This window comes from Azoarcus sp. CIB (assembly GCF_001190925.1).
Lineage (GTDB): Bacteria > Pseudomonadota > Gammaproteobacteria > Burkholderiales > Rhodocyclaceae > Aromatoleum.
Genome location: NZ_CP011072.1, coordinates 3,726,234 through 3,748,491 on the forward strand (window position 1 = coordinate 3,726,234; position 22,258 = coordinate 3,748,491).

Sequence of the window (22,258 nt, forward strand, 5' to 3'; positions counted from 1 at the left end):
TCCCCATGTCCCTGACCCCGTCGCCGCGATCCGGCCTTGCCGCCAACGGCCTTCTTGCCCTTTGTCGGGCCGGCTTCGAGAAGGAAGCCGCAGCCGAACTCGATGAATTCGCCGCCGGACTCGGGCTGATGGGCTTCGTGCGCGCCCAGCCGGGTCAGGCGTTCGTCGTGTTCGAAACGCCCGAGCCGATTCCGTTCACGGAGCTCGCCGAGCGCTGCGACTGGCGCAGCCTGATCTTCGCCCGCCAGCTCCTGCCCTGGTTCGCGCGCATCACCGACCTGCCCGAGCGCGACCGCGCGACGCCCATCGTCGCCGCGGTGCGTGCGAGCGGCCAGCGCTTCGCCGACCTGCTGCTGGAAACGCCCGACACCGACGAGGCGAAGCAGCAGTCCGGCTTCTGCAAGCGCTTCACGGCGCCGCTGCAGCGCGAGCTCGACAAGGCCAACACCTTCCGCGAACGCGCGAAGGGCCTGCCGGCGCTGCACGTGCTGTTCGCCGACGCCCATACGGCCTGGCTGTGCGCCGCCCTACCGGGACGTGCCGCCCTGTGGCCGATGGGCGTGCCGCGCCTGCGCATGTTGCGCGAGGCGGCAAGCCGGTCGACGCTGAAGCTCGCCGAGGCGTTCTTCACGCTGCTCACCGAGGAGGAACGCAACGCCAGCCTGCGCCCGGGCCTGCGCGCCGTGGACCTCGGCGCCGCGCCCGGCGGGTGGACTTGGCAGCTCGCGCACAGGGGGCTGCGTGTCACGGCGATCGACAACGGCCCGATGGCACCGTCGGTGATGGCAACGGAGATGGTCGAGCACGTGCGTGCGGACGGATTCACGTGGCGACCGCCGCGCCCCGTCGAATGGCTGGTGTGCGACATGGTCGAGCAACCGACGCGCATCGCGGCGCTGGTCGCCGACTGGATCGGTACGGGCCGCTGCCGCAGGGCGATCTTCAATCTCAAACTGCCGATGAAGAAGCGCCTCGAAGCAGTCGAACAGTGCCGCGCAATCATCGCCAAGCGGGTCGGGCCACACGGGCCATTCGAGCTGCGCATGAAGCATCTGTACCACGACCGCGAAGAGATCACCTGCTACCTCGCGCTGCGCAATCCGGGCGGTGTCTGAGAGCGGGGTTCCGTCAAGGGCGACGCTGCCTGCATCGCAACAAACGGGCGCGATCATGCATGTATAATGCGCGCTTTAAAGCATCCGGCCTGCCGGTTGGCGCGAGCCCTTTCCGGAACCCCGACGTTCCGGTCTCAGTTCCTCCAGTCGCCTCTTCTGGCGTCGCGCCCGACGCGACAGGCCCCCATGGAAGATAGGCGCCTATGAGCTTCGCCGACCTCGGATTGAATCCCGAGTTGTTACGCGCTGTGGCCGATACCGGCTACACCACCCCTACCCCGATCCAGCAGCAGGCCATCCCTGTCGTGTTGTCCGGCCGCGACGTGATGGGCGGCGCCCAGACGGGCACCGGCAAGACCGCCGGCTTCACGCTGCCCTTGCTGCAGCGCCTTTCCCGCCACGCCAGCACCTCGACGAGCCCAGCGCGCCACCCGGTGCGCGCGTTGATCCTCGCGCCCACGCGCGAGTTGGCGATGCAGGTGTTCGAATCGGTAAAGACTTACAGCAAGTACGTCCCGCTGCGCAGCACCTGCATCTACGGCGGCGTCGACATGAAGCCGCAGATCCAGGAACTGCGCAACGGCGTCGAGATCGTGGTCGCCACGCCCGGACGCCTGCTCGACCATGTGCAGCAGAAGACGATCATGCTGAACCAGGTCGAGATGCTGGTGCTGGACGAGGCCGACCGCATGCTGGACATGGGCTTCATTCCCGACATCCGCCGCATCCTCGATCTGCTGCCGGCCTCGCGCCAGAGCCTGCTGTTCTCGGCGACCTTCTCGGACGAGATCAAGAAGCTCGCCGACCAGATGCTGAAGGAGCCGCAGCTGATCGAGGTCGCGCGCCGCAACATGGTGTCCGAAACGATCACGCACCGCGTGCACCCCGTGTCGGCCGGCCTCAAGCGCAACCTGCTGGCACACATCCTGCGCCACGAACCGGACACCCAGGCGCTGGTGTTCGTCGCAACCAAGATCGAATGCGGACGCCTTGCGCACTTCCTCGAGCGCCACGGTATCGCTGCCGACGCGATCCATGGCGACAAGGGACAGGCGCAGCGCACCGACACGCTCGAGGCGTTCAAGTCGGGCAAGCTGCGGGTGCTGGTGGCGACCGACGTCGCCGCGCGCGGGCTGGACATCGACGACCTGCCTTCGGTGATCAACTTCGAGTTGCCGCACACTGCGGAAGATTACGTGCACCGCATCGGCCGCACGGGCCGAGCGGGCCGCCAGGGCCGCGCGGTGTCGCTGGTGTGCTCCGAGGAGAAGCATCACCTCGCCGAGATCGAGAAGCTGATCAAGCTGCAGATTCCGCAGGAAGCCGTACCGGGCTTCGAGCCCGAACCCGACTTCCATGACGCCGGCGCGCGCGGCAGGGGTCGCCGCGGCCCGTCCGCGAAGACGTCCGATGCACCGCGCGAGCCGGCACCGCGCGAACCGGCACCGAGCGCCCGCAGCACGGCCCCCGCCCGAAACGCCGACACGCGGCGCCGCGGCAAGTCGACGATCGCCGCTGACGGTTTCGATTTCAGCAAGCCCTACGAGCCGACCACTCCCGTCGCAGCGACCGCCGCAAGCCTGCAACCGGCAGAAGCCGCGACCGACAAGCACGGTGCGCCGCCACGCCGTCACGTACGCCCCATCGCGGTCCTGCTGGGCGGACTGGGACGCAAGTAAGCCGCCCGGCAGGAGATTGCCGTCCGGCACGCGGCTGCGCGCAACGGACGGCAATCGGGTGGAATTGGGGGCGCCCTTGCCGCCTATTCGGCGCAATCGTTACGACACGTTCAAGTATTCTGGGGCCACGCCGAAACATCGCCCGAATACGTGGAATGATCGACCCCATGAACGCAGCCCGTCGCCCACAGGGTAACGAAAACCCAGAAGAGCCCTTCATCCCTGATTTCTCCGAAGGCGCGGAGACGGGGCTCTACCTTGCCCTCTTCGAGCTGATCGACGAGGGCCTGATCATCACGGGCGACGAGGTCGTGCTGGAAGCCAACAGCGCGGCCTGCCGCCTTCTCGAACGCGACTACCGGCAGATTGCCGGCAAGCCCCTCGCCGACCTCTTCCCTTCGGAGCGCGACTTTCTCGATGCACGCGCCCGCCTCTTCATCCAGGGCGAGATGCGCGGCAGCCTGCGCGTATCCTTGCCGGGCGAGCGGCACCGCGATCTGCGCTTCGTTGCCGCCGCGCGCATCCGGCCGGGTATCCACGCGCTGATCCTGAGCCCCGACGTCATTGCCGAGGCCTACGCAAGCAGCACATTCGACGAGACGCCGACGGTGGATGCCCTGTGGCCACGGCTTGCCGCGGCGCTCGAGCAGCCGGTCATCGTCATCGACGAGCGCGACCGCATCGCCGCTGCGAATGCGGCGGCCCTCGGCGCGCTGGGGCTCACGCGCGGCAACCTGGTCGGGCAGGCGATCGACGACTGTCTCGACATCGACTGGCCGGCGACGGACGCCGCCCAGGTCGCACGCCTGAAAGTGCCGGGACGTGCCGGCGAATTCGCCGCACGCGTACTCGCCGGACCGAAGCCGGACTGGCGTCTGCTGATCCTGCCGCCGGCACCGCACGGCACGGCAACGGACAATCCCGCGTCAGCGGCCGGCGAGAACGTGCTGGAGCGAATGTTCGTCGACAGCCCCTTGCCGACGATGCTGTGCGAGGGGCCGCAGCTGCGCATCCTTGCCGCAAACGCGGCCGCGGCACGGGTGTATGGCTATTCGCGCGAAACCCTGAGCACGATGGAGATCAGCGCCCTGCGCGCGACACCGGGCGACGGCCGGCACGCCGCCGAACCGGGCATCTGGCAGCACCGGCGCAGCGACGGCAGCACTTTCGACGTCGATGTGGTCACGTATGCGCTGGACTCGGCCGCCCATCCCGGCCTCTCGGTGTTGATGCACGATCTGCCCGAAACGCCCCTGCTGGCCTTCGAGACGCGCTTGCGCCAAGCCGTCGATCTCGGTCAGTTCGACGTCCATTTCCAGCCGCTGGTCGACGTCCGCGACGGCGGCGTGCATGCCGGCGAAGCCTTGCTGCGCTGGCATCACCCTGAACTCGGGCTGATCCCCTTCCAGCGTTTCGCCGGAGTCGCCCGCGATTCGGGGCAACTCGTGCGCATGGGCGACTGGGTGCTGCATGCAGCCTGCACGGCCGCAGCGGCATGGCCGCGGCACGAAGGCCGCCTCGTGCGCGTCGTCGTGAACGTGGCACTCGAGCAGCTGCTGCACGGCAACCTCGCGGAACGCGTACATCACGCACTCAGCGCGTCGGGCCTCGACCCCGCGCGGTTGGAGCTGGATCTCGACGAGCGCGTGCTGAACGACGAGCACACCCGCCTGATCGGAATGCTGCAGACGATCGCAGAAAGGGGGGTACGGCTGGCGGTCGACGATTACGGCCGCGGCCTGTCGTCGATTCCCCGGCTCAAGCGCTATCCGCTGCACGCCCTGAAACTCGACCCCCTGCTGGTGCGCGAGGTCGGAATTCGCGAGGACAGCGAGGCCATCGTCGAGGCGATCACCGGCATGGCCGGAGTGCTCGGCCTGGAGGTGCTCGCGCGCGGGGTCGAGACGGAAGCGCAGGAAGCCTTCTTGTCCGCCCTCGGATGCCGGCTGCAGCAGGGGCCACTCTTCGGTCAGCCGATGACTACCGAAGCCTTCCGCAGCTTTCTCGCCTAGCGGCGGATCAGTAAGCGAGCAGCGTCCGGCAGGTTTCGGCGCGGCCGGTGATGCGGCTGAAGCTTGCGAGCTGCGCCTTCACGAAATCGTCCGGCACGCGGTCGTCGGCGCAATAGTCGCGCAGTTGCAGCGCATGAGCGAGGTTCTGGAGATCGCGCTGCGTGCGCGACAACGCGGGATAGCGGTAGCCGGTGGTATCGCGGAAGGAGCGATCCGGTTTGGGTGTTTCAGGCGCTGCAGCAGGGGCGGACGGCGCGTCCGCTTTCGCGGGCACGGTCTGCGCCGGCAGGGCCGCAGGGAACAGCAGGGTCAAACTCGCAAACAGGGCTCGCAGCAGCATCGGCCAGTCCTCGCCAATCACCGGTTCCCGATATTACGGCACGACCCGCCGCAGACTGAAGCGACCTGCAGCCCCTTGCGGGCGCCGCAGGCCGCGTCCGGACGACGCTCAGACCTCCAGCGCCTTCACGTGGGTGATGACTTCGCCGATGATCTGCTGCGCGCTGCCGTAAAGCATGCGGCAGTTGTCCCTGAAGAACAGCGCGTTCTCGATGCCCGAGTAACCCGCGCCCTGGCCGCGCTTGACGACGATGACGTTGTGCGCCATGTCGACGTTGAGGATGGGCATGCCGTAGATCGGGCTCGACTTGTCGGTGCGTGCGACCGGGTTAACGACGTCGTTCGCGCCGATCACCAAAGCCACGTCCGCCTGCGGGAAGTCGGCGTTGATCTCCTCGAGGTCGAAGATCTTGTCGTAGGGCACGCCCGCTTCGGCGAGCAGCACGTTCATGTGACCCGGCATGCGGCCCGCGACCGGATGGATCGCGAACACCACCTCGACGCCGCCCTCTTCGAGCAGTTGCGCCATCTCCCACACCTTGTGCTGCGCGCCCGCCACCGCCATGCCGTAGCCCGGCACGATGATGACCTTGGAGGCGTAGCGCATGACCGAGGCCGCATCGAGCGCGGAGAGCTCCTTCATCGTGCCCTCGATCGCCTCGCCACCGCCCGCAGCCTCACCGGTGATCGGCGTGAAGATGATGTTGCGGATCGGCCGGTTCATCGCCTTGGCCATCAACTGCGTGAGCAGCGTACCGGAGGCGCCCACGACGATACCCGCGACGATCAGCGCCGGGTTACCGAGGACATAGCCCTCGAGGCCCACCGCCAGACCGGTGAAGGCGTTCAACAGCGAGATCACCACCGGCATGTCGGCACCGCCGATCGGGCTGGTGAGGATCGCACCAAGCGCCAGCGCGACGACGAAGAAGGCGATCACGAGGGCCGATGGCGGCGTCTCGACGACGACGATGGCCAAGCCCAACAACACGGCGAGTGCGGCGAGGCCGAGGTTCACCATGTTCTGCGCCGGCAGCCGCCAGGCCTTGGTCATGATGCCTTGCAGCTTGGCGAAGGCGATGCACGAACCGGAGAAGGCGACCGAACCGATCAGCGCGCCGAGCACCGCCAGCGTGGTGCCGGCCACGCCGTGCGTGCCGCCGCGCGCGAACTCGAGCGCCGCGATCGCCGCCGCCGCACCGCCGCCCATGCCATTGTAGATGGCGACCATCTGCGGCATGTCGGTCATCTTGACCACGCGCCCGCTCCACCATGCGATGCCGCCGCCAAGCACGATGGCGGTGATCATCAGGCCATAGTTCTGCATGCCCGGCGTGTAGAAGGTGACGAGGGTGGCCGCGATCATCGCGTACCCTGCCCAGACGATGCCCTTGCGCGCGGTGACCGGCGAGCTCATCGCCTTCAGGCCGAGGATGAACACCACGGCGACGCCGAAATACGCCAACTGGATGAGGTCGCTCATTGCGCACCTCCCGACTTCGACTTGAACATTGCGAGCATGCGCTCGGTCACGACATAGCCGCCGGCGGCGTTGGCCGCACCGAGGAACACCGCAACGAAGCCGATGGCCAGCTGTGCCGGGTCTGCCGGATCGGCATGGCCGAGCACGACCATCGCGCCCACGAGCACGACGCCATGCACGAAGTTCGACCCCGACATCAGCGGGGTATGCAGGATCACCGGCACGCGCGAGATCACCTCGTATCCGGTGAATGCGGCCAGCATGAATATATACAGCGCGGTAATGCCTTCCACTTTGCGTCCTCCCTTACAGTCCAAGAACCTGCCTGACGCCCGCGTGCCGCAGCTCGCCCGCGTGGGTGAGGCAGCAGCCGGCCATCACTTCGTCCTCCCAGTCGAGCGCGAGCTCGCCGTCCTTGATGAAGGGGGAGATGAAGTTGAAGAGGTTCTTGGCGTACATCTCGGACGCATGCACCGGCATGCGGCTGGCGATATGGATGGGGCCGATGACGAGCACGTCGTTGATCCACGTCTTCTCGCCGGCGACGGTGCCCTCGACGTTGCCGCCGGAGTCGGCCGCCATGTCGACGACGACCGCGCCCGGCTTCATGCGCGCGACCATGTCGGCGGTGATGATCTTGGGCGCCTTCCTGCCGGGAATCGCCGCCGTGGTGATCAGCGCGTCGCACTGCGCGACGGCCTTTGCGAGGCGTTCGGCCTGCTTGGCCTTCTCCTCGTCGGTGAGCTCACGTGCGTAGCCGCCGGTACCGGCCGCGGACACGCCGGTGTCGACGAACTTCGCGCCCAGCGACTCGATCTGCTCGCGCGTCTCGGGACGCACGTCATAGGCCTCGACCATGGCGCCGATGCGGCGCGCGGTGGCGATCGCCTGCAGGCCCGCAACGCCGGCACCGATCACGAGCACCTTGGCCGGGCGGATGGTGCCGGCTGCATAGGTGAGCATGGGGAAGAACTTCGGGCTGTGGTCGGCGGCAATCAGCGCGCACTCGTAGCCCGCGACGGCGGCCTGACTGGAGAGCGCGTCCATGCTCTGCGAGCGGGAGATCCGCGGCAGGAGCTCCAGCGCGAAGCTGGTGATCTGCTTTTCCATCAGCTGCTGCGCGCGCTCGACGCTGAACCAGGGCTGCAACATGCCCAGCAGTACGGCGCCCGGCTTCATGGCAGCGATCAGTTCGGCCGACGGGGGCTGCACGCACAGCACGGCGTCGGCCGCGGCGCACAACTCGACGCCGCTCGATGCGAACTGCACATCAGCGAACATGTCGTCGCGCAGATGCGCGGGCACGCCCGCGCCGGTCTGAATCACGACCTTGGCGCCGAGGCCAAGGTATCTCTTCACTACATCGGGAACGACCGACAAACGTCGCTCCCCGGCCATCGCTTCCGCTGGCACTCCGATCAACAGAGCCATTGGCTGTCCTCCCAGACTGGGTTGGTAAAGGTATACGCTTGCGCGGGCCAACTCCGACGGCGGACATAGCAACACTGCGGCCGACCGCTCCGCAGCGCAATTTCCGTTTTCGACTCTCCGATGATCCGCGACTGAAACTGCAGGTGCTGGCGCCATCACCTGTTCTATTGTTTCGATGCAACCTGCAAATCCTTGCGATTTGCGGGGGGCGCCTGACGGATAATACCGATTGCCCATTTCGGCGCAACCTGTCCCTGCAAGAAAATTCCCGATGAAGACGTCACGCAACGGCACCCGGCGAAGGAAAACAAAGGTCATCACCACGGCGAAGGCCGGTCTCCCGCCCGGTTCGCTGGTCCACGTGGGCGCAGTGAAGACCGATCGCCCCGAGATCACGCTGATCGCCTACGACGAAAACGGAATCGAGGAGAGGCGCTTCGCGAGCGTCGACGAATCGCGCGAATACAAGCCGGCACACGGGAGTCTGTGGCTCAACGTGCACGGCCTGCAGAATGCCGAGATCCTCGGCGAGATCGGGCGGCGCTTCCATCTGCATCCGCTGGTGCTCGAAGATATCCTGAACACGCACCAGCGACCGAAGATCGAGGACTATGGCAGCTACCTGTTTTGCGTCCTGCGCGTGTTCGAGTACGACCCGGCGTCGCGCACGCTCGGTTCAGACCAGATCAGCGTGGTTCTGGGGGAAAACTTCGTCCTGACCTTCCAGGAACGGCGCACGGGTATCTTCGAACCGATTCGCGAGCGCCTGCGCGCTCCGCTGGCGCCCGTGCTGAAACGCGGCACGGATTACCTCGCTTACACCCTGCTCGACGCGGTCATCGACCGATATTTCATCGTCGTCGACCAGCTCGGCGACACGGCCGAACAGCTCGAGGACGACGCACTCGCCAGCCCCACCCCGGAACTCCTGCGCACGATCAATCAGGTCAAGCACGACACCCAGCTGCTGCGCCGGGCGATCTGGCCGCTGCGCGAGGTACTGAACAGCCTGCTACGTGGAGAAAGCGCCTTCTTCCAGCAGGAAACCCGCCTCTACCTGCGCGATGTCTACGACCACACCGTCCATGTGATCGAGACGCTGGATGCAGTGCGCGAGCTGCTCGGCGACCTGATGGACATCTATCTGTCGGCCATCAGCAACCGGCTGAACGTCGAAGTACGCATCCTCACGGTGCTGACGACGCTGTTCCTGCCGGCTACGCTCATTAGCGGCATCTTCGGCATGAACTTCGAACGGATGCCCCTGATCGCGGACGGACAGGGCTTCTACGTCGCGCTGGCGATTATGGCCGGGGTCGCTGCCGCGATGGCCGCGGCGTTCTGGCGGCGCAACTGGCTCAGGCTATGAGGCGGGGGCCTCGACGAGCTTGATCAGGGCCAGGGAGATGTTGTCGCCCGAACCCGCCCCGCGCTTGCGCGCCCGCTCGACAAGCACCTCGGCGGCATCGCGGGCGCGGCGCGAGCACACCTCCGCGGCAATCTCCGCATCCGAGAGCAGACCCCAAAGTCCGTCCGAACACAGGAGAAAACTGTCGCCGGCCTGCGGCCGGACCGCCTGCCCGAGGGCCACCTCGGGAGGCCTTTCGCTTCCCAGGCAGGACAACAGGACATTGCGCCGGGGGTGAATGCGGGCTCCGGCGTCGTTGAGCTGGCCCTTGCGCTGCAGGTCGCCGACGATGGAATGGTCCTCGCTGCGGGCGATCAGGCAATTATCACGAAAGTGATACAAACGAGAATCTCCGCAATGCGCCCAGCGTATCTCGCCGGGTTGCAGCACGAATACCACCGCGGTGCTGTGAGGCTCCTTCTCGCTCGTCAGACGCGTGAGGCGGATGATCAGGTGAGCCTCGCTGACGATGGTGTTCAGCAGGCTCCCGGCATCCTCCGAGCGCGGCGAATAATCATCGAAGTTCTGTCGTGCCTTGAGCAGCACCTGTTCTGCCGCCATGGCACCACCGGTATGCCCGCCCATCCCGTCGGCAAGTACCGCCATGAGCATCCCGGGCTGGCGCGGGTGCGCGAACACACCCACCCGGTCCTGCTGTTCGCGCCGATCTCCGATGTGGCTCGCAACGCAGGTTTCTACTGTGATTGGCATGGGCGACAAGGCTCGTTCTTTTTCGCCGATATTACAATGCCTACCTATTTGGCGGTAGGTCGTGCGCCACCGCCCTGCACGCCCTCGTGACGAGGATCACACCCCGGAAGGAACACCGGGGCTCCATCCCCGTCGAATCTGCCTGCGGCGCACCCCAGGCGAGATGCGCCACAGACGCTCAGAGCGGGAAGCCGTTGAGCCGGCTATCGACCAGCTCGACCCAGTGCCGTACGGGTGTCGAGGTACCGGCCTGAAGGTGGGTCATGCAACCGATGTTGGCCGAAGCGATCATCGTCGCCCCGCCTTCGCCCAGCGCCGCTAGCTTGTTCGCACGCAGCTGCTTGGAGAGCTCAGGCTGCAGCAGCGAGTAGGTGCCCGCCGAACCGCAGCACAGGTGCCCGTCACGCACCGGCGTGAGCGTGAAGCCGGCCGTCGTCAGCAGGCTCTCTACAACGCCACGGATCTGCTGGCCGTGCTGCAGCGTACACGGCGACTGGAAGGCCACTGCGACGGCTTCGCCGCGCCGCGTCTCGAGCAGCTCCTGCAGCTTCTCGCCCTCGGCCGCGACGATCTCGCTGACGTCGCGCGTCATGGCGGAAATGCGGGCTGCCTTCTCCGCATAGGCCGCGTCCTGCGCCAGCAGGTGCCCATAGTCCTTGACCTGCACGCCACAGCCCGAGGCCGTCATCACAATCGCCTCGACCTCACCACGCTCCACCGCCGGCCACCACGCATCGATATTGCGCCGCGCGTCGTCGCGCCCGCCTTCCTGGTCGTTGAGGTGGAAGCGCACGGCGCCGCAGCAACCGGCGCCCGGCTGTTCGACGAGCGAGATGCCGACGGCGTCGAGCACGCGCGCCGTTGCGGCATTGATCGACGGAGCCATCGCGGGCTGAGCGCAGCCGGCCAACGCGATCATGCGCCGGGCATGGCGCGGCTTCGGCCACGGGCCGCCGGGACGCACGTCGGGAATCTTCTCCTTCAGCGCCTCGGGCAGCAATCCGCGCACCGCGCGACCGGCCTTCATCGCGACACCGAACACGTCGGCACGCGGCACGAACTCGCGCAGCGCCCAGCGCTTGACCGCCTCCGCGCCGCTTCGCGGCACACGCTGCTCGACGATATGGCGACCGATGTCCGCAAGACGGCTGTACTGCACGCCCGACGGACAGGTCGACTCGCAGGAGCGGCAGGTCAGGCAGCGGTCGAGGTGCAAGCGCGTCTTCTCGGTGACGTCGTGACCTTCGAGCAACTGCTTGATCAGGTAGATGCGCCCGCGCGGCCCGTCGAGCTCGTCACCGAGGAGCTGGTAGGTCGGACAAGTCGCGGTGCAGAAACCGCAATGCACGCAGGAGCGCAGGATCGCCTCGGCCTCGCGCCCTTCCGGCGTGTCCTTGATGAAATCGGCTAGTTGGGTCTGCATGTTCAGATTCCGTCGTAGAGGCGGCCGGGGTTGAAGATCCCGGCCGGATCGAAGGCCTGCTTGAGGCGTCGCTGGATCGCCATCACCGGAGCAGGGAGCGGCTGGAAGACGTCGCCCGCACGGTCCGCCCCGCGGAAGGCCGTGGCGTGGCCGCCCAGTGCGGTGACACGCTCGCGGATCACAGCCGCGGGCGCATCCGAACGCAGCCAGCGCAGCGCGCCGCCCCACTCGATCAGCTGCTTGCCGGAAAGCTTCAACGGCGCGGCCGAACTCGGCAGCGACAGGCGCCACAGGACCTCGCCCGGCGCGGCGTCGGCGAAGAAATCGTCCGTCTGTTCGCGAATCCCCTGCCACAGGGCGTTGGCGGCATCGTCCGCCAGCACGTCGCCGCCCAGCTTGCGCTCGGCCGCACGCACCGCCGCCTCGGCGCCCGACAGGCGCAGGTGCACCGCACCATCCGCCCAGTTCGAGGCCGAAACCGGCAACGGCTGGCCACCCCAGTCATTGAGGCGATCGATCGCCTCCTTCTCGCCGATCGCGAAGCGCAAGGTGGTCTCCGCAACGGGACGCGGCAGCACCTTCAGCGACACGTCGAGGATGACGCCCAGCGTCCCGAGGCTGCCGGCGATGGCGCGCGACACGTCGTAGCCGGCGACGTTCTTCATCACCTGGCCGCCGAAGGAGAGCACCTCACCGCGTCCGTCGAGGATGCGCACGCCGAGAACGAAGTCGCGCAGCGCCCCGGCCGTCGCACGCCGCGGGCCGGACAACCCGGCCGCCACACACCCGCCGACTGTCGCACCGACGCCGAAATGCGGCGGCTCGAACGCGAGCATCTGTCCGCTGCCGGCGACCAGAGCCTCGAGTTCCGCCAGCGGTGTGCCCGCCCGCACGGTCACGACCAGCTCGGTCGGCTCGTAGCTGACGACGCCCGCATGACCGCGGGTATCGAATACCTCGCCGACCGGGGTACGTCCGTAGAAGTCCTTCGTCCCGCCTCCGCGCACCTGCAGCGCCGTTCCCGCCGCGGCGGCCGCACACACCCGCTCGCGCCACTGTTCAGTCAAATCGCTCATTCGTTCTCCGCCTTGTTCCCTGCCTTGTCCTGTGTGCTGCGCCCTGCCTTCTCCGGCGTCTTCGACATGCCCGATTTCCGGTCGTGCCGCTCGGCGATCGCCCGCAACGCGAGCCACGAGCCGATCAGCGACATGACGGGCACCACCACCAGAAGAAACTGGATCCAGCCCCGATCCATCAGAAGCGGGGGATATCCGGATACGGGACATGCCCGTTGCTCACGCGCATGCGCCCGTACTCGGCGCACCGGTTGAGCGTCGGAATCGCCTTGCCCGGATTGAGCAGCCCCTGCGGATCGAACGCGCCCTTCACGCGGAAGAACATCGTCAGCTCCGGCCGTGTGAACTGGCTGCACATCTGGTTGATCTTCTCGATGCCGACGCCGTGCTCGCCGGTGATCGTGCCGCCCAGCGCGACCGACAGCTCGAGGATGTCCGCACCGAAGGCCTCGGCACGCTCGAGTTCGCCCTCCTGGTTTGCGTCGAACAGGATCAGCGGGTGCAGGTTGCCGTCGCCGGCATGGAACACGTTGATGCAGCGCAGGCCGTGCTTGCCTTCCATCTCCTGGATCGCGGTAAGCATCTCGCCCAGGCGCTTGCGCGGGATCGTCCCGTCCATGCAGTAGTAATCGGGCGAGATGCGCCCCGCCGCCGGGAAGGCCGCCTTGCGACCGGCCCAGAACTTCATGCGTTCGGCCTCGTCGCGCGACACGCGGATCTCGGTCGCGCCGCTCGCCTCCAGCACCGCGCGCACGCGCTCGATCTCCTCGGCGACCTCCTCGGGCGTGCCGTCGGACTCGCACAGCAGGATCGCCTTCGCATCGAGCGGATAGCCCGCATGCACGAACTGCTCGACCGCCGCCGTCGCGGGCTGGTCCATCATCTCGAGGCCGGCGGGGATGATGCCGGCGGCGATGATCTCGGCGACCGCCTCTCCCGCCTTGATGACATCGTCGAAGGCCGCCAGAACGCACTGCGCGAGCTGCGGCTTGGGCGTCAGCTTGACAGTCACTTCGGTGACGACCGCAAGCATGCCCTCGGAGCCGATCACCAGCGCCAGCAGGTCGTAGCCCGGCGCATCGAGGCCGTGGTTGCCGATCTCGACGATCTCGCCGTCGATGGTCACGCCGCGCACCCGCAGCACGTTATGCACCGTCAGGCCGTACTTCAGGCAATGCACGCCACCCGAGTTCTCCGCGACGTTGCCACCGATCGTGCACGCAATCTGCGACGACGGGTCCGGCGCGTAATACAGGCCATGCGGCGACGCTGCCTCGGAGATCGCGAGATTGCGCACCCCCGGCTGCACGACCGCCGTGCGCGCATGCGGATCCAGATGCAGGATGCGATTGAAGCGCGCCAACGAAAGCACGACGCCGAACCTGTGCGGCAGCGCGCCGCCCGACAAGCCGGTGCCCGCGCCGCGCGCGACGACGGGCACGCCCATCTCGCTGCATACCTTCAGCACCGCCACCACCTGTTCCTCGGTCGTCGGCAGCGCCACCACCATCGGCATCTGTCGATACGCCGACAGGCCATCGCATTCGTACGGACGCAGATCCTCGGCGTCGTACATCAGCGCGCCCGCGGGCAGCACCCGCGCCAGCGCCTCCACCACGCGAGCCTTGTCGACGGAAGAGAAATCCGCCTCCTGCTCGCCCAGGACCACCGGGTCCGCCGCAATGTTCATCGCCCCTCCTCCACTCCGTGCAACTCCTCGTTGCGCGCGTCCGCTGCGCGCCCCCCCTTCACCGCAACCACCTCGCCCCAGCGCCGCTCGTCCAGCCCGAGGCGCCGCACCGCTCCGGCGAGATGCTCCGTGGCGGCCGCCCGTGCGGCGGCGCCATCGCCCGCCGCAATCGCCTCGAATATCCGCACGTGCTCGAACTGCGAGTCGCGCGCCCGGCCGGCGCGATGCCCTGCCTCGTTCCAGGTCGGGGCGCGCGAATCGGAAAACTGCTGCCCCATGAACGCCTGGAAGCGCTCGATCTGTGGGTTGTGCGTGGCTGCGGCGACCGCGACGTGAAACGCATCGTCATCCGTGTGCGCGTCGGCGCCGGTCTCCAGCGCGGCCGCCATGCGCTCCAGCGCCGCGCGCATGCGATCCAGTTCCTGCGGCGACCGGCGCAGCGCAGCCAGTTCGGCCGCACCAGCCTCGACGAGATAGCGCAGCTCGAAGATGTCCGATATCTCGCGATCGGAAACGACGCTGTCGGTCGTCCCCTCGCCATTACCGTCGCGTCGCAGCAGGCGGAAGGTCCCCTGCCCCGGCCGCGCCGCCACATATGCGCCCGACCCCTGCCGGGTCATCACGCAACCGTCGGCCTTCAAGCGCGAAATCGCTTCGCGGATCACCGCCCGGCTCACACCGAAGCGCTCGCACAAGACCTTCTCGGTCGGCAGCAGCGCTCCCGCTTTCAGCCCCTGTTCGCTGATCCAGGCTTCGAGCTGGCGCGCGACGACGACGCTCAACCGCGGTCCGCGCTCCGATTTTTCACTTGCCCCCATATGCCCGGCCGCCCCAAGTTGTCTGACAACATTCGAATCATAGTTCCACTTCGACCCAATGTCAGCATTGGGGAATACCCGCATCCGGCAACATGCCGACAAAGCTACCGGCGCCTGCGCCTAAGCGCTGATTTTCTTGACGATTCTTTGACCCATCGTGTAAAGTGCGCGATTCTTTGCAAACCCATCAACTGGAGCAACACCATGTACGCGGTGATAAAAACCGGCGGCAAGCAGTATCGCGTCGTCGCCGGCGAAAAGATCAAGGTAGAACAGATACCGGCAGACGTGGGCTCCGAAATCACCATCGACCAGGTTCTCATGGTCGGCGAGGGCGAGTCGGTCAAGATCGGCACCCCGGTGGTTTCCGGCGCCGCAGTGAAGGCCACCGTGGTTTCCCACGGCCGTCACGAAAAGATCACGATTTTCAAGATGCGCCGCCGCAAGCACTATCAGAAACACCAAGGCCATCGTCAGAACTACACCGAGCTTCGCATCGAAGCGATCTCGGTCTGAAGCCAAGGAGGTAATTCGTCATGGCACACAAAAAAGCTGGCGGTAGTTCCCGTAACGGCCGCGACTCGGAATCGAAACGACTTGGCGTGAAGCGCTACGGCGGCCAGTTCGTGCTCGCCGGCAATATCATCGTTCGCCAGCGCGGCACCGAATACCACCCGGGCGAGAACGTCGGCATCGGCAAGGACCACACCCTGTTCGCGCTGACGAACGGCACCGTGCAGTTCACCGTGAAGGGCGCGTTGCGTCGCCGCACGGTCGTGATCGTACCCGAAGCCGCCTGAGTTCCGGCGTCAAGGTTCGAAAAGCCCTATCCTTGCGGTAGGGCTTTTTTGTTTTTGCCATAGGCACTGCTGAGCACAGCACCATGAAGTTCATTGACGAAGCGCGTATCGAGGTCATGGCCGGCGACGGCGGCAGCGGTTCGGCCTCCTTCCGGCGCGAAAAATTCATTCCGCGCGGCGGCCCCGACGGCGGCGATGGCGGCCGTGGCGGCAGCATTTTCGCGGTGGCCGACCGCAACCTCAACACGCTGGTCGACTTCCGCTACACGCGCATGCATCGCGCACAACGCGGCGAGAACGGCGGCAACAAGGATTGCTACGGCAAGGGCGGCGAGGACATCACGCTGCGCATGCCAGTCGGCACCGTGATCACCGACTTCGAGAGCGGTGAGCTGATCGCCGACCTCAACGTCGATGGCAAGCGCGCGCTGATAGCCCGCGGCGGCAAGGGCGGCCTCGGCAACCTGCACTTCAAGTCGAGCGTGAACCGCGCCCCGCGCAAGCGCACCCTCGGCGAGGAAGGCGAGCGCCGCATGCTGCGCCTGGAGCTCAAGGTGCTGGCCGACGTCGGCCTGTTGGGCATGCCCAACGCCGGCAAGTCGACCTTCATCCGCTCCGTCTCGGCCGCCAAGCCGAAGGTCGCCGACTACCCCTTCACAACGCTCGCGCCCAACCTCGGCGTCGTGCGCACCGACGAGAATCGCAGCTTCGTCATCGCCGACATCCCCGGCCTGATCGAGGGCGCAGCCGAAGGAGCCGGTCTCGGACATCAGTTCCTGCGTCACCTGCAGCGCACCCGCGTGCTGCTGCACCTCGTCGACCTCGCGCCCTTCGACCCGGAGGCCGATCCCGTGCATGACGCAAAGGCGATCGTCGAGGAACTGCGCAAGTACGACGAGTCGCTCTACAACAAGCCGCGCTGGCTCGCCCTGAACAAGCTGGACCTGATCCCCGAAGAAGAGCGCGCCGAACGCGTCGCCGCCTTCCTCGAGGCCTATGGCCCGGTGGATAGTCACTTCGAGATTTCCGCCCTCACCGGCGACGGCGTCCGTCCGCTGATCTTCGCGATCCAGGACTTCCTCGACGCCGACCGCGCCCAGGCCGAAGCCGAGCGCGCAGCCCACGCCGCCGAGGAAGCCCGACTCGCCGCCGAAGCCGAAGCCCGCGCCGAGGCTGCCTACCAAGCCCGTCTCCAGGCTGCCCTCGCAGAAGAAGAGGACGGGGACGAGGATGGGGAGGAGGACGGAGACGACCTCGATGAAGAGAACCGCCCGGAGAAATCCGGCAGCTGAGCCCGAATCCGGCCTCGCGCCGGAACACCCTCCCCGTTAGCCCACGCCTGCCGTCACAGATCATGCGAAACAAGATCCGCAACGCGCGCCGCCTGGTGGTCAAGGTCGGCAGCGCCCTCGTCACCAACAACGGCGCCGGCCTCGACAAGGCCGCGATGGCGGACTGGGCTCGCCAGTTCGCCGCCTTGCGCGACTCCGGCAAGCAGGTCCTGCTGGTGTCCTCCGGCGCCATCGCGGCCGGCATGCAGCGCCTGGGCTGGACGAAACGCCCACACGAGATGCACAAGCTGCAGGCCGCCGCGGCGGTTGGGCAAATGGGCCTCGTCGAAGCCTACGAGGACGCCTTCTCGCGCCACGGCATCCGCACCGCACAGATCCTGCTGACGCATGACGATCTCGCCGACCGCAAACGCTACCTCAATGCACGCTCGACTCTGACGACGTTGCTCGAGCTTGGGGTCGTGCCGATCATCAACGAGAACGACACCATCGTCACCGACGAGATCAAGTTCGGCGACAACGACACGCTGGGCGCGCTGGTCGCGAACCTCATCGAAGCGGACGCGCTGATCATCCTCACCGACCAGAAGGGCCTCTACACGGCCGATCCGCGCCAGGATCCGGCGGCGACGCTGGTTTCCGAAGGACGCGCCGAGGACCGCGCCTACGAGGCCATGGCAGGCGGCGCGGGCTCCGGCATCAGCAAAGGCGGCATGATCACGAAGATCCGCGCCGCCCAGCGCGCCGCCCGCAGCGGCGCCCACACCTGCATCGCCAGCGGGCAAGAAGCCGACGCGCTGGTGCGCCTCGGCCAGGGCGAAGCGCTGGGGACCCTGCTCTACGCCACCAGTTCGCCGCTGCAGGCGCGCAAGCAGTGGCTCGCCGACCACCTGCAGCTCGCAGGCGACCTCGTCATCGACGACGGCGCCGTGTCGGCGCTGCGCAGCGGGCGCAGCCTGCTGCCGGTGGGCGTGATCGAGGTGCGCGGCGACTTCGAACGCGGCTCGGCGGTCGCCTGCCGCACGCCGTCGGGCGAGGAGATCGGCCGCGGGCTGGTCAACTACAGCAGCACCGAATGCCGCCGCGTGGCGCGCAGACCCAGCACCGAGATCGAGCCCTTGCTCGGCTACATCGACGAGCCGGAACTGATCCACCGCGACAACATGGTGTTGCGCTAATCCCCTGACGCCGGAACGGCTGCACCGCCGCCCGCGCGAGCGCCTGCTGCTGGGCCCGCGCCGGGCGCTGCCCCCACTGCCGTGTCGCCGCCCGTCTCGAGCGGCCTGAACACCCAATCGGCATAGCTCTTGACCTCTCCCGTCAGCCCGCCCAACTCCTTGGGCAGGTCGTGCTGCCTGATCGGCACGCCCTGCGCAAGACTGTAGACGCCCGAGATTCGTCCACCGGCCTTTTCCAGCCCCCAGACGGGCTGCCCCGTGAAAGGATCGCGATAGATCCGGCGCAAGTGCCTGACGAGCACCGGACCGCGCTTGTCCTCGACGAGCTGCTGCAGACTCTCGGGCAGACTGTGATCCGCGCCAGCCTTCACATAGCTCGACAGCGCACGCGAGAACTCCACGCCGATCACCAGCAGCTCCGCCTCGCGGTCACGCTGCGCTGCCTGGTGCCACACCAGTCCCGTCTGCGCTACCAGCAGCCCGAGCCCTGCAACGATGAACAGCACCAACAGGTAGGTATAACCGGACTGCAGCGCCCGGGCAGCACGGGACACGGCAGGCATGCCGTGCGTACGCCGACTGCTGCGCACGATCTCACCACTCGGCAAAGCGCGTCCCGTCCTTTGCCGTGCCTTCGGCGCCGCTGTGCAGGTCCCACACCCCGGCCTCTTCTTCGCCCCGAGGGGGCTCGAGCAACCATGAGTCGCTGCGCTCCGTCACCGGGTCGACGGGAATCTTGCGCAGGTAGCGCTTGGCGACCAAGGTGTCGAGATCGTCGGGCCACTTGCCGATATCCGAGTGGTAGCGGTCGATCGCATCGCGCACGACCAACAGCGTCTGGCGCAGGGACGCCTCGCGGCTGCGGTCCAGGTGCTCGAAATAGCGCGGCGCAGCGATCGACATCAGGGTCGCGATGATGGCCAGCACCACCAGCAGCTCGATGAGCGTGAAGCCGGTCACAGCCTTCCGGACCTTCATGCCGCCGCTACCATTCACGCCGTCCTTACCATTCACGATAGGGCACGCCATTGAGTCCGCTGCGGGTCGATTTCGAATAGACGTCATACACGTCCTTGCCCCCCGCCGGCTCGTCGGGCGGGCTTGCGTAACTGCGCAGCCCCCACGTCTCGGCAGCCGGCACGGCCGGATCGGGATGAAAGGGGTCCCGCGGCAATCGGCGCAGGAAGTAGATGCGCTTGCCCGAGGGCGTAGTGACATCCGCCACACCTTTCACGAGGGACGCGAGATCCGGCGGGTAGCCCGACGCATCGACGCGCTGCTCGATGCGCTGCTCGACGTAGGCCGCCTTGTACGCATCCAGTCCGGCACGAATCTGGCGCAGGGCGATGCGCAGTTCCGACTCCCGCTCGCGCTGGGCCGCCAGTTCGGCGAGCGGCATCGCCCCAGCCGCGAGGATTCCGATGATGGCAACCGTCACGACCAGCTCGATCAGGGTGAATCCGCGCGCCACGAGGCCCCTCACTCGCCTATACGCAACGTGCCCCCGGCCGACAGCGCCACGTCCTCGTCACCCGTCTCGCGGCGCAGCTTCATGCCGGTGACGACCATGGTCGCAACGCCCGAAGCGTCGGGTTTGGTGCGGAGGCGCATGACCAGATCGGCCCCGCCGTCTTTGAGGCTCACGGGCAACTGGACCGTACCGGGGGTCGTCGCCCCATCCACTTCGAGCCGGTTTGCATCGTACGCGATCATGACGTCGGCGGAGGTCGCCCCCACGGCTCCGCTCACGCGCACGACGGCATTCACGGATTCGCCGCGGCGGGCCGTTTCGGGAACGATCAGCACGACTTCGGGCGCTTCCTGTTCCTCCTTGGCCTGCGGCGCCTCGGTTGCAGCCGGGCGCTCCTCGGGCACCGGGCGGGGCAGCGCGACGGCCGGAGCACCTGAGGCGGCAGCCACCCGCGAGTCGCCGACCAGCCCCAGACTGCGCGGCGCAGTGGGACCGATCCGCAGGGGCTCTGCACCGATGTTCGACTCCGTCCCTGCAGGCATTTCGGCCAGCAGCGCGACCGGCGGCAGGACGTTGCGCACGATGCGCGGCGTGATCAGCAGCGCGATCTCGGACTTGTTGTTGCTGTCGCGCTGGGCCGAGAACAGCCTTCCGACCATCGGCAGATTGCCCAGTCCGGGCAAGCGCTGCGCAGAGGAGCGTTCCTCGTCGTTGATCAGTCCCGCGAGCACCTGCGTTTCGCCGTTCCGCAGGCGTAGCGACGTGGAAGCGCTGCGCGAACCGACCTGGTAGGCCAGGGAACTGGAGGGGCCGGGCACCTCCTTGACGATGCTACTCACCTCCAGGCTGAGCTTGATCCCGACCTCGTCGTCGCGATAAACGGACGGCTCCACCTCCAGCTTCAGACCGACGTCGAGATAGGACACCGACGCCGACACGCCGACGTTAGCCGTCGAGGTCGTCGTGAACACGGGCAGCTTGTCGCCGATATGGACTTTCGCCTTGTCGCGGTTGCGCACGCGGATGCGGGGGTTCGCGAGCATACGCGAATCGCCATCCTCGCTGCGCAGGCGCAGCACCGCGCCGGGGTTCGCGATGAAGGGCACAAGTTCCTTACGCGCGTTACGCAGGTCGATGTTGCCGTCGAGCAGCTTGCCGCCGAGTTGCTGCGGGGCTGTGATTGTTATCCCATTAACAATTTGACTCGGCCCCTCCAATGTCGGTGTGAGCAATCCGTAGCCCACCTGGTCCGGAAAATCGATCCCCAGATCCAGCAGCTTGTTACGGCTGACCTCCAGCACCTCCAGCTCCAGCATCACCTCCGGCTCGGGCACGTCCAGCGTCGCGACGAGCCGTTCGGCCATGCGCACCGCCTCGGGGGTGTCCTTCATCACGAGCAGATTAAGCTTCTCGTCGATGAAGACGTCGCGGCTTTTCACCAGCTGCTTGATCAGCGTCTGCGCGGCCTTCGCGTCGGCGTTGGCGAGGTAGAAGCTGCGCGTCACCAACTCGAGATGTTCGCGCTGCTTGGCGGTCGTGACCGGATAGATCAGGACGGTATTGGCATTCAGCAGCTTGCGTTCAATGCCCTGCGTCGCCGCGAGCAGACGCAACACCTCATCGACCGAGTTCTCGCGCACGAACAGCGTCACGCGGCTGTCGGCGCGCACGTCCTTGTCGAACACGAAATTGAGCCCGCTCGCACGCGACAGCGCCTCGAACACGACGCGCAGCGGCGAGTCGCGGAACTCCAGCGTCACCGGCTTGGCCATCGCCCCCTGCAAGGATTCGGCGCGCGGCTTGCTCGCGCGTTCGGCACGTTCGTCCAGCTCCAGCACCAGCTCGCGCGCCGCCCGGTCCCCGGGCGCCTCGGCATACACGCCTCGCGCGATTCGTCCCGCTGTCGCCGCATCGCCGGTCGCCAGCGCGACCCTGGCCTGCCCCAGCCGGTCGGCGCGACGACGCGCACGTTGGACGTCCTCGAGTCCGAGTCGGGCCCTGGCGTTTTCCGGGTCGATCTTCTGCACGTCGCGGTACAGCGTCGCCGCTTCGTCCAGTTTCGCCGCTCCGTGCGCCTTCTCGGCCACGCTGAGCTTCTCCGTCACAACCTGATCGCGCTGGCGAACGTAATAGCTGCGCAGTTCGAGATTCTCGGGGTCCTTCTTCACGGCCTGTTCGAGCCGCTGCAGAGCCCCCACGCGATCACCGGCGGCGAAGTCGTGGCGGCTCTGTTCGAGCGCGGCATTAGTCGCGCACGCGGCGAGAAGAAGGACCGAAAGTGCCGGGAGCAGCATTCTCCGCAGCGCCCCTGCCAGCGGGAATTCGTTCCGCG

The 22,258-nt window shown here is 67.1% G+C and carries 22 protein-coding genes; 8 read left to right on the forward strand and 14 right to left on the reverse strand.

The window, feature by feature from the left end; genetic code table 11:
- Positions 1-5: 5 nt before the first annotated feature.
- The 3 genes from rlmM (at position 6) to AzCIB_RS16610 (ending at position 4,806) form a co-directional block, all read left to right on the forward strand.
- The gene (rlmM, locus tag AzCIB_RS16600; RefSeq protein ID WP_050416897.1) at positions 6-1,115 is read left to right on the forward strand and encodes a 23S rRNA (cytidine(2498)-2'-O)-methyltransferase RlmM; all 1,110 of its coding nucleotides are present in this window, start codon (positions 6-8) and stop codon (positions 1,113-1,115) included.
- Positions 1,116-1,318: 203 nt separating this feature from the next.
- Positions 1,319-2,794, forward strand: coding sequence for a DEAD/DEAH box helicase (locus AzCIB_RS16605; RefSeq protein WP_050416898.1), 1,476 nt, complete (start codon positions 1,319-1,321; stop codon positions 2,792-2,794).
- Positions 2,795-2,961: 167 nt separating this feature from the next.
- Complete coding sequence (locus AzCIB_RS16610; RefSeq protein WP_502685638.1) at positions 2,962-4,806, forward strand: EAL domain-containing protein; 1,845 nt, start codon at positions 2,962-2,964, stop codon at positions 4,804-4,806.
- A gap of 7 nt (positions 4,807-4,813) precedes the next feature.
- On the opposite strand, the gene AzCIB_RS16615 is transcribed toward AzCIB_RS16610, so the two are convergent.
- The 4 genes from AzCIB_RS16615 to AzCIB_RS16630 all read right to left on the reverse strand — a co-directional run bounded on the left by AzCIB_RS16615 (position 4,814) and on the right by AzCIB_RS16630 (position 8,059).
- Positions 4,814-5,146 (reverse strand): hypothetical protein, encoded by a 333-nt coding sequence (locus AzCIB_RS16615; protein WP_050416900.1) that lies wholly within the window; start codon positions 5,144-5,146, stop codon positions 4,814-4,816.
- A gap of 108 nt (positions 5,147-5,254) precedes the next feature.
- Positions 5,255-6,628 carry an NAD(P)(+) transhydrogenase (Re/Si-specific) subunit beta gene (locus AzCIB_RS16620; RefSeq protein ID WP_050416901.1) on the reverse strand — a complete coding sequence of 458 codons (1,374 nt, stop codon included), beginning with the start codon at positions 6,626-6,628 and terminating at the stop codon, positions 5,255-5,257.
- Positions 6,625-6,921, reverse strand: coding sequence for an NAD(P) transhydrogenase subunit alpha part 2 (locus AzCIB_RS16625; RefSeq protein ID WP_050416902.1), 297 nt, complete (start codon positions 6,919-6,921; stop codon positions 6,625-6,627). Before AzCIB_RS16625 ends, AzCIB_RS16620 begins: the two co-directional genes overlap by 4 nt.
- Positions 6,922-6,934: 13 nt before the next feature.
- Entirely contained in the window at positions 6,935-8,059 is a 1,125-nt protein-coding gene (locus AzCIB_RS16630; RefSeq protein WP_050416903.1) for an NAD(P) transhydrogenase subunit alpha, read from the reverse strand.
- Between the two features lie 271 nt (positions 8,060-8,330).
- On the opposite strand from AzCIB_RS16630, the gene corA reads away from it, so the two are divergent.
- Complete coding sequence (gene corA, locus AzCIB_RS16635) at positions 8,331-9,428, forward strand: magnesium/cobalt transporter CorA (protein WP_050416904.1); 1,098 nt, start codon at positions 8,331-8,333, stop codon at positions 9,426-9,428.
- On the opposite strand, the gene AzCIB_RS16640 is transcribed toward corA, so the two are convergent.
- From AzCIB_RS16640 to AzCIB_RS16665, 6 genes are all read right to left on the reverse strand, one after another.
- On the reverse strand, positions 9,423-10,178 hold the full coding sequence (locus tag AzCIB_RS16640) for a PP2C family protein-serine/threonine phosphatase (protein WP_050416905.1): 756 nt from the start codon (positions 10,176-10,178) through the stop codon (positions 9,423-9,425). The two genes, corA and AzCIB_RS16640, sit on opposite strands and share 6 nt — an antisense overlap.
- Before the next feature lie 178 nt (positions 10,179-10,356).
- A complete protein-coding gene (glcF, locus tag AzCIB_RS16645) occupies positions 10,357-11,601 on the reverse strand; it encodes a glycolate oxidase subunit GlcF (protein ID WP_050416906.1) in 1,245 nt (414 codons plus the stop codon).
- Between the two features lie 2 nt (positions 11,602-11,603).
- On the reverse strand, positions 11,604-12,677 hold the full coding sequence (gene glcE / locus AzCIB_RS16650; protein WP_050416907.1) for a glycolate oxidase subunit GlcE: 1,074 nt from the start codon (positions 12,675-12,677) through the stop codon (positions 11,604-11,606).
- Positions 12,674-12,856: a hypothetical protein gene (locus AzCIB_RS16655; protein WP_050416908.1), complete on the reverse strand. Its 183-nt coding sequence runs from the start codon at positions 12,854-12,856 to the stop codon at positions 12,674-12,676. The genes glcE and AzCIB_RS16655 overlap by 4 nt, the downstream gene beginning before the upstream one ends.
- Positions 12,856-14,367, reverse strand: coding sequence for an FAD-linked oxidase C-terminal domain-containing protein (locus AzCIB_RS16660; RefSeq protein WP_050416909.1), 1,512 nt, complete (start codon positions 14,365-14,367; stop codon positions 12,856-12,858). Before AzCIB_RS16660 ends, AzCIB_RS16655 begins: the two co-directional genes overlap by 1 nt.
- Complete coding sequence (locus tag AzCIB_RS16665; protein ID WP_232299245.1) at positions 14,364-15,149, reverse strand: FadR/GntR family transcriptional regulator; 786 nt, start codon at positions 15,147-15,149, stop codon at positions 14,364-14,366. The genes AzCIB_RS16660 and AzCIB_RS16665 overlap by 4 nt, the downstream gene beginning before the upstream one ends.
- Before the next feature lie 240 nt (positions 15,150-15,389).
- Here AzCIB_RS16665 and rplU point away from each other — a divergent pair, with 240 nt between their 5' ends.
- The 4 genes from rplU to proB all read left to right on the forward strand — a co-directional run bounded on the left by rplU (position 15,390) and on the right by proB (position 18,455).
- On the forward strand, positions 15,390-15,701 hold the full coding sequence (gene rplU, locus AzCIB_RS16670) for a 50S ribosomal protein L21 (protein ID WP_050416911.1): 312 nt from the start codon (positions 15,390-15,392) through the stop codon (positions 15,699-15,701).
- Positions 15,702-15,721: 20 nt separating this feature from the next.
- Positions 15,722-15,985 carry a 50S ribosomal protein L27 gene (rpmA, locus tag AzCIB_RS16675; protein WP_050416912.1) on the forward strand — a complete coding sequence of 88 codons (264 nt, stop codon included), beginning with the start codon at positions 15,722-15,724 and terminating at the stop codon, positions 15,983-15,985.
- 83 nt (positions 15,986-16,068) lie between these two features.
- The gene (gene obgE, locus AzCIB_RS16680) at positions 16,069-17,277 is read left to right on the forward strand and encodes a GTPase ObgE (protein WP_050416913.1); all 1,209 of its coding nucleotides are present in this window, start codon (positions 16,069-16,071) and stop codon (positions 17,275-17,277) included.
- Positions 17,278-17,339: 62 nt separating this feature from the next.
- Positions 17,340-18,455, forward strand: coding sequence for a glutamate 5-kinase (gene proB, locus AzCIB_RS16685; protein ID WP_050416914.1), 1,116 nt, complete (start codon positions 17,340-17,342; stop codon positions 18,453-18,455).
- Here proB and AzCIB_RS16690 read toward each other — a convergent pair.
- From AzCIB_RS16690 to AzCIB_RS16705, 4 genes are read right to left on the reverse strand one after another with little or no spacing between them, the layout of a single operon-like run.
- Positions 18,452-19,018, reverse strand: coding sequence for a type II secretion system protein (locus AzCIB_RS16690; RefSeq protein WP_050416915.1), 567 nt, complete (start codon positions 19,016-19,018; stop codon positions 18,452-18,454). The genes proB and AzCIB_RS16690 overlap by 4 nt on opposite strands.
- 31 nt (positions 19,019-19,049) lie before the next feature.
- Positions 19,050-19,469 (reverse strand): type II secretion system protein, encoded by a 420-nt coding sequence (locus tag AzCIB_RS16695; RefSeq protein WP_353611520.1) that lies wholly within the window; start codon positions 19,467-19,469, stop codon positions 19,050-19,052.
- The gene (locus AzCIB_RS16700) at positions 19,459-19,926 is read right to left on the reverse strand and encodes a type II secretion system protein (protein WP_083447044.1); all 468 of its coding nucleotides are present in this window, start codon (positions 19,924-19,926) and stop codon (positions 19,459-19,461) included. Before AzCIB_RS16700 ends, AzCIB_RS16695 begins: the two co-directional genes overlap by 11 nt.
- An 8-nt stretch (positions 19,927-19,934) precedes the next feature.
- Positions 19,935-22,220, reverse strand: a complete 2,286-nt coding sequence (locus AzCIB_RS16705) for a secretin GspD/PilQ domain-containing protein (RefSeq protein ID WP_232299246.1) — start codon at positions 22,218-22,220, stop codon at positions 19,935-19,937.
- Positions 22,221-22,258: the final 38 nt, after the last annotated feature.

What these genes read in the sequence shown, in the direction of transcription:
- AzCIB_RS16610 (WP_502685638.1), top strand. Translation starts at nt 2,962, where the DNA reads ATGAACGCAGCCCGTCGCCCACAGGGTAACGAAAACCCAGAAGAGCCC.
- glcF (WP_050416906.1), bottom strand. Translation starts at nt 11,601, where the DNA reads ATGCAGACCCAACTAGCCGATTTCATCAAGGACACGCCGGAAGGGCGC.
- rpmA (WP_050416912.1), top strand. Translation starts at nt 15,722, where the DNA reads ATGGCACACAAAAAAGCTGGCGGTAGTTCCCGTAACGGCCGCGACTCG.
- corA (WP_050416904.1), top strand. Translation starts at nt 8,331, where the DNA reads ATGAAGACGTCACGCAACGGCACCCGGCGAAGGAAAACAAAGGTCATC.
- AzCIB_RS16655 (WP_050416908.1), bottom strand. Translation starts at nt 12,856, where the DNA reads ATGGATCGGGGCTGGATCCAGTTTCTTCTGGTGGTGGTGCCCGTCATG.
- AzCIB_RS16690 (WP_050416915.1), bottom strand. Translation starts at nt 19,018, where the DNA reads ATGCCTGCCGTGTCCCGTGCTGCCCGGGCGCTGCAGTCCGGTTATACC.
- AzCIB_RS16660 (WP_050416909.1), bottom strand. Translation starts at nt 14,367, where the DNA reads ATGAACATTGCGGCGGACCCGGTGGTCCTGGGCGAGCAGGAGGCGGAT.
- rlmM (WP_050416897.1), top strand. Translation starts at nt 6, where the DNA reads ATGTCCCTGACCCCGTCGCCGCGATCCGGCCTTGCCGCCAACGGCCTT.
- rplU (WP_050416911.1), top strand. Translation starts at nt 15,390, where the DNA reads ATGTACGCGGTGATAAAAACCGGCGGCAAGCAGTATCGCGTCGTCGCC.
- AzCIB_RS16605 (WP_050416898.1), top strand. Translation starts at nt 1,319, where the DNA reads ATGAGCTTCGCCGACCTCGGATTGAATCCCGAGTTGTTACGCGCTGTG.
- proB (WP_050416914.1), top strand. Translation starts at nt 17,340, where the DNA reads ATGCGAAACAAGATCCGCAACGCGCGCCGCCTGGTGGTCAAGGTCGGC.
- AzCIB_RS16615 (WP_050416900.1), bottom strand. Translation starts at nt 5,146, where the DNA reads ATGCTGCTGCGAGCCCTGTTTGCGAGTTTGACCCTGCTGTTCCCTGCG.
- AzCIB_RS16630 (WP_050416903.1), bottom strand. Translation starts at nt 8,059, where the DNA reads ATGGCTCTGTTGATCGGAGTGCCAGCGGAAGCGATGGCCGGGGAGCGA.
- AzCIB_RS16640 (WP_050416905.1), bottom strand. Translation starts at nt 10,178, where the DNA reads ATGCCAATCACAGTAGAAACCTGCGTTGCGAGCCACATCGGAGATCGG.
- AzCIB_RS16705 (WP_232299246.1), bottom strand. Translation starts at nt 22,220, where the DNA reads ATGCTGCTCCCGGCACTTTCGGTCCTTCTTCTCGCCGCGTGCGCGACT.
- obgE (WP_050416913.1), top strand. Translation starts at nt 16,069, where the DNA reads ATGAAGTTCATTGACGAAGCGCGTATCGAGGTCATGGCCGGCGACGGC.
- AzCIB_RS16620 (WP_050416901.1), bottom strand. Translation starts at nt 6,628, where the DNA reads ATGAGCGACCTCATCCAGTTGGCGTATTTCGGCGTCGCCGTGGTGTTC.
- glcE (WP_050416907.1), bottom strand. Translation starts at nt 12,677, where the DNA reads ATGAGCGATTTGACTGAACAGTGGCGCGAGCGGGTGTGTGCGGCCGCC.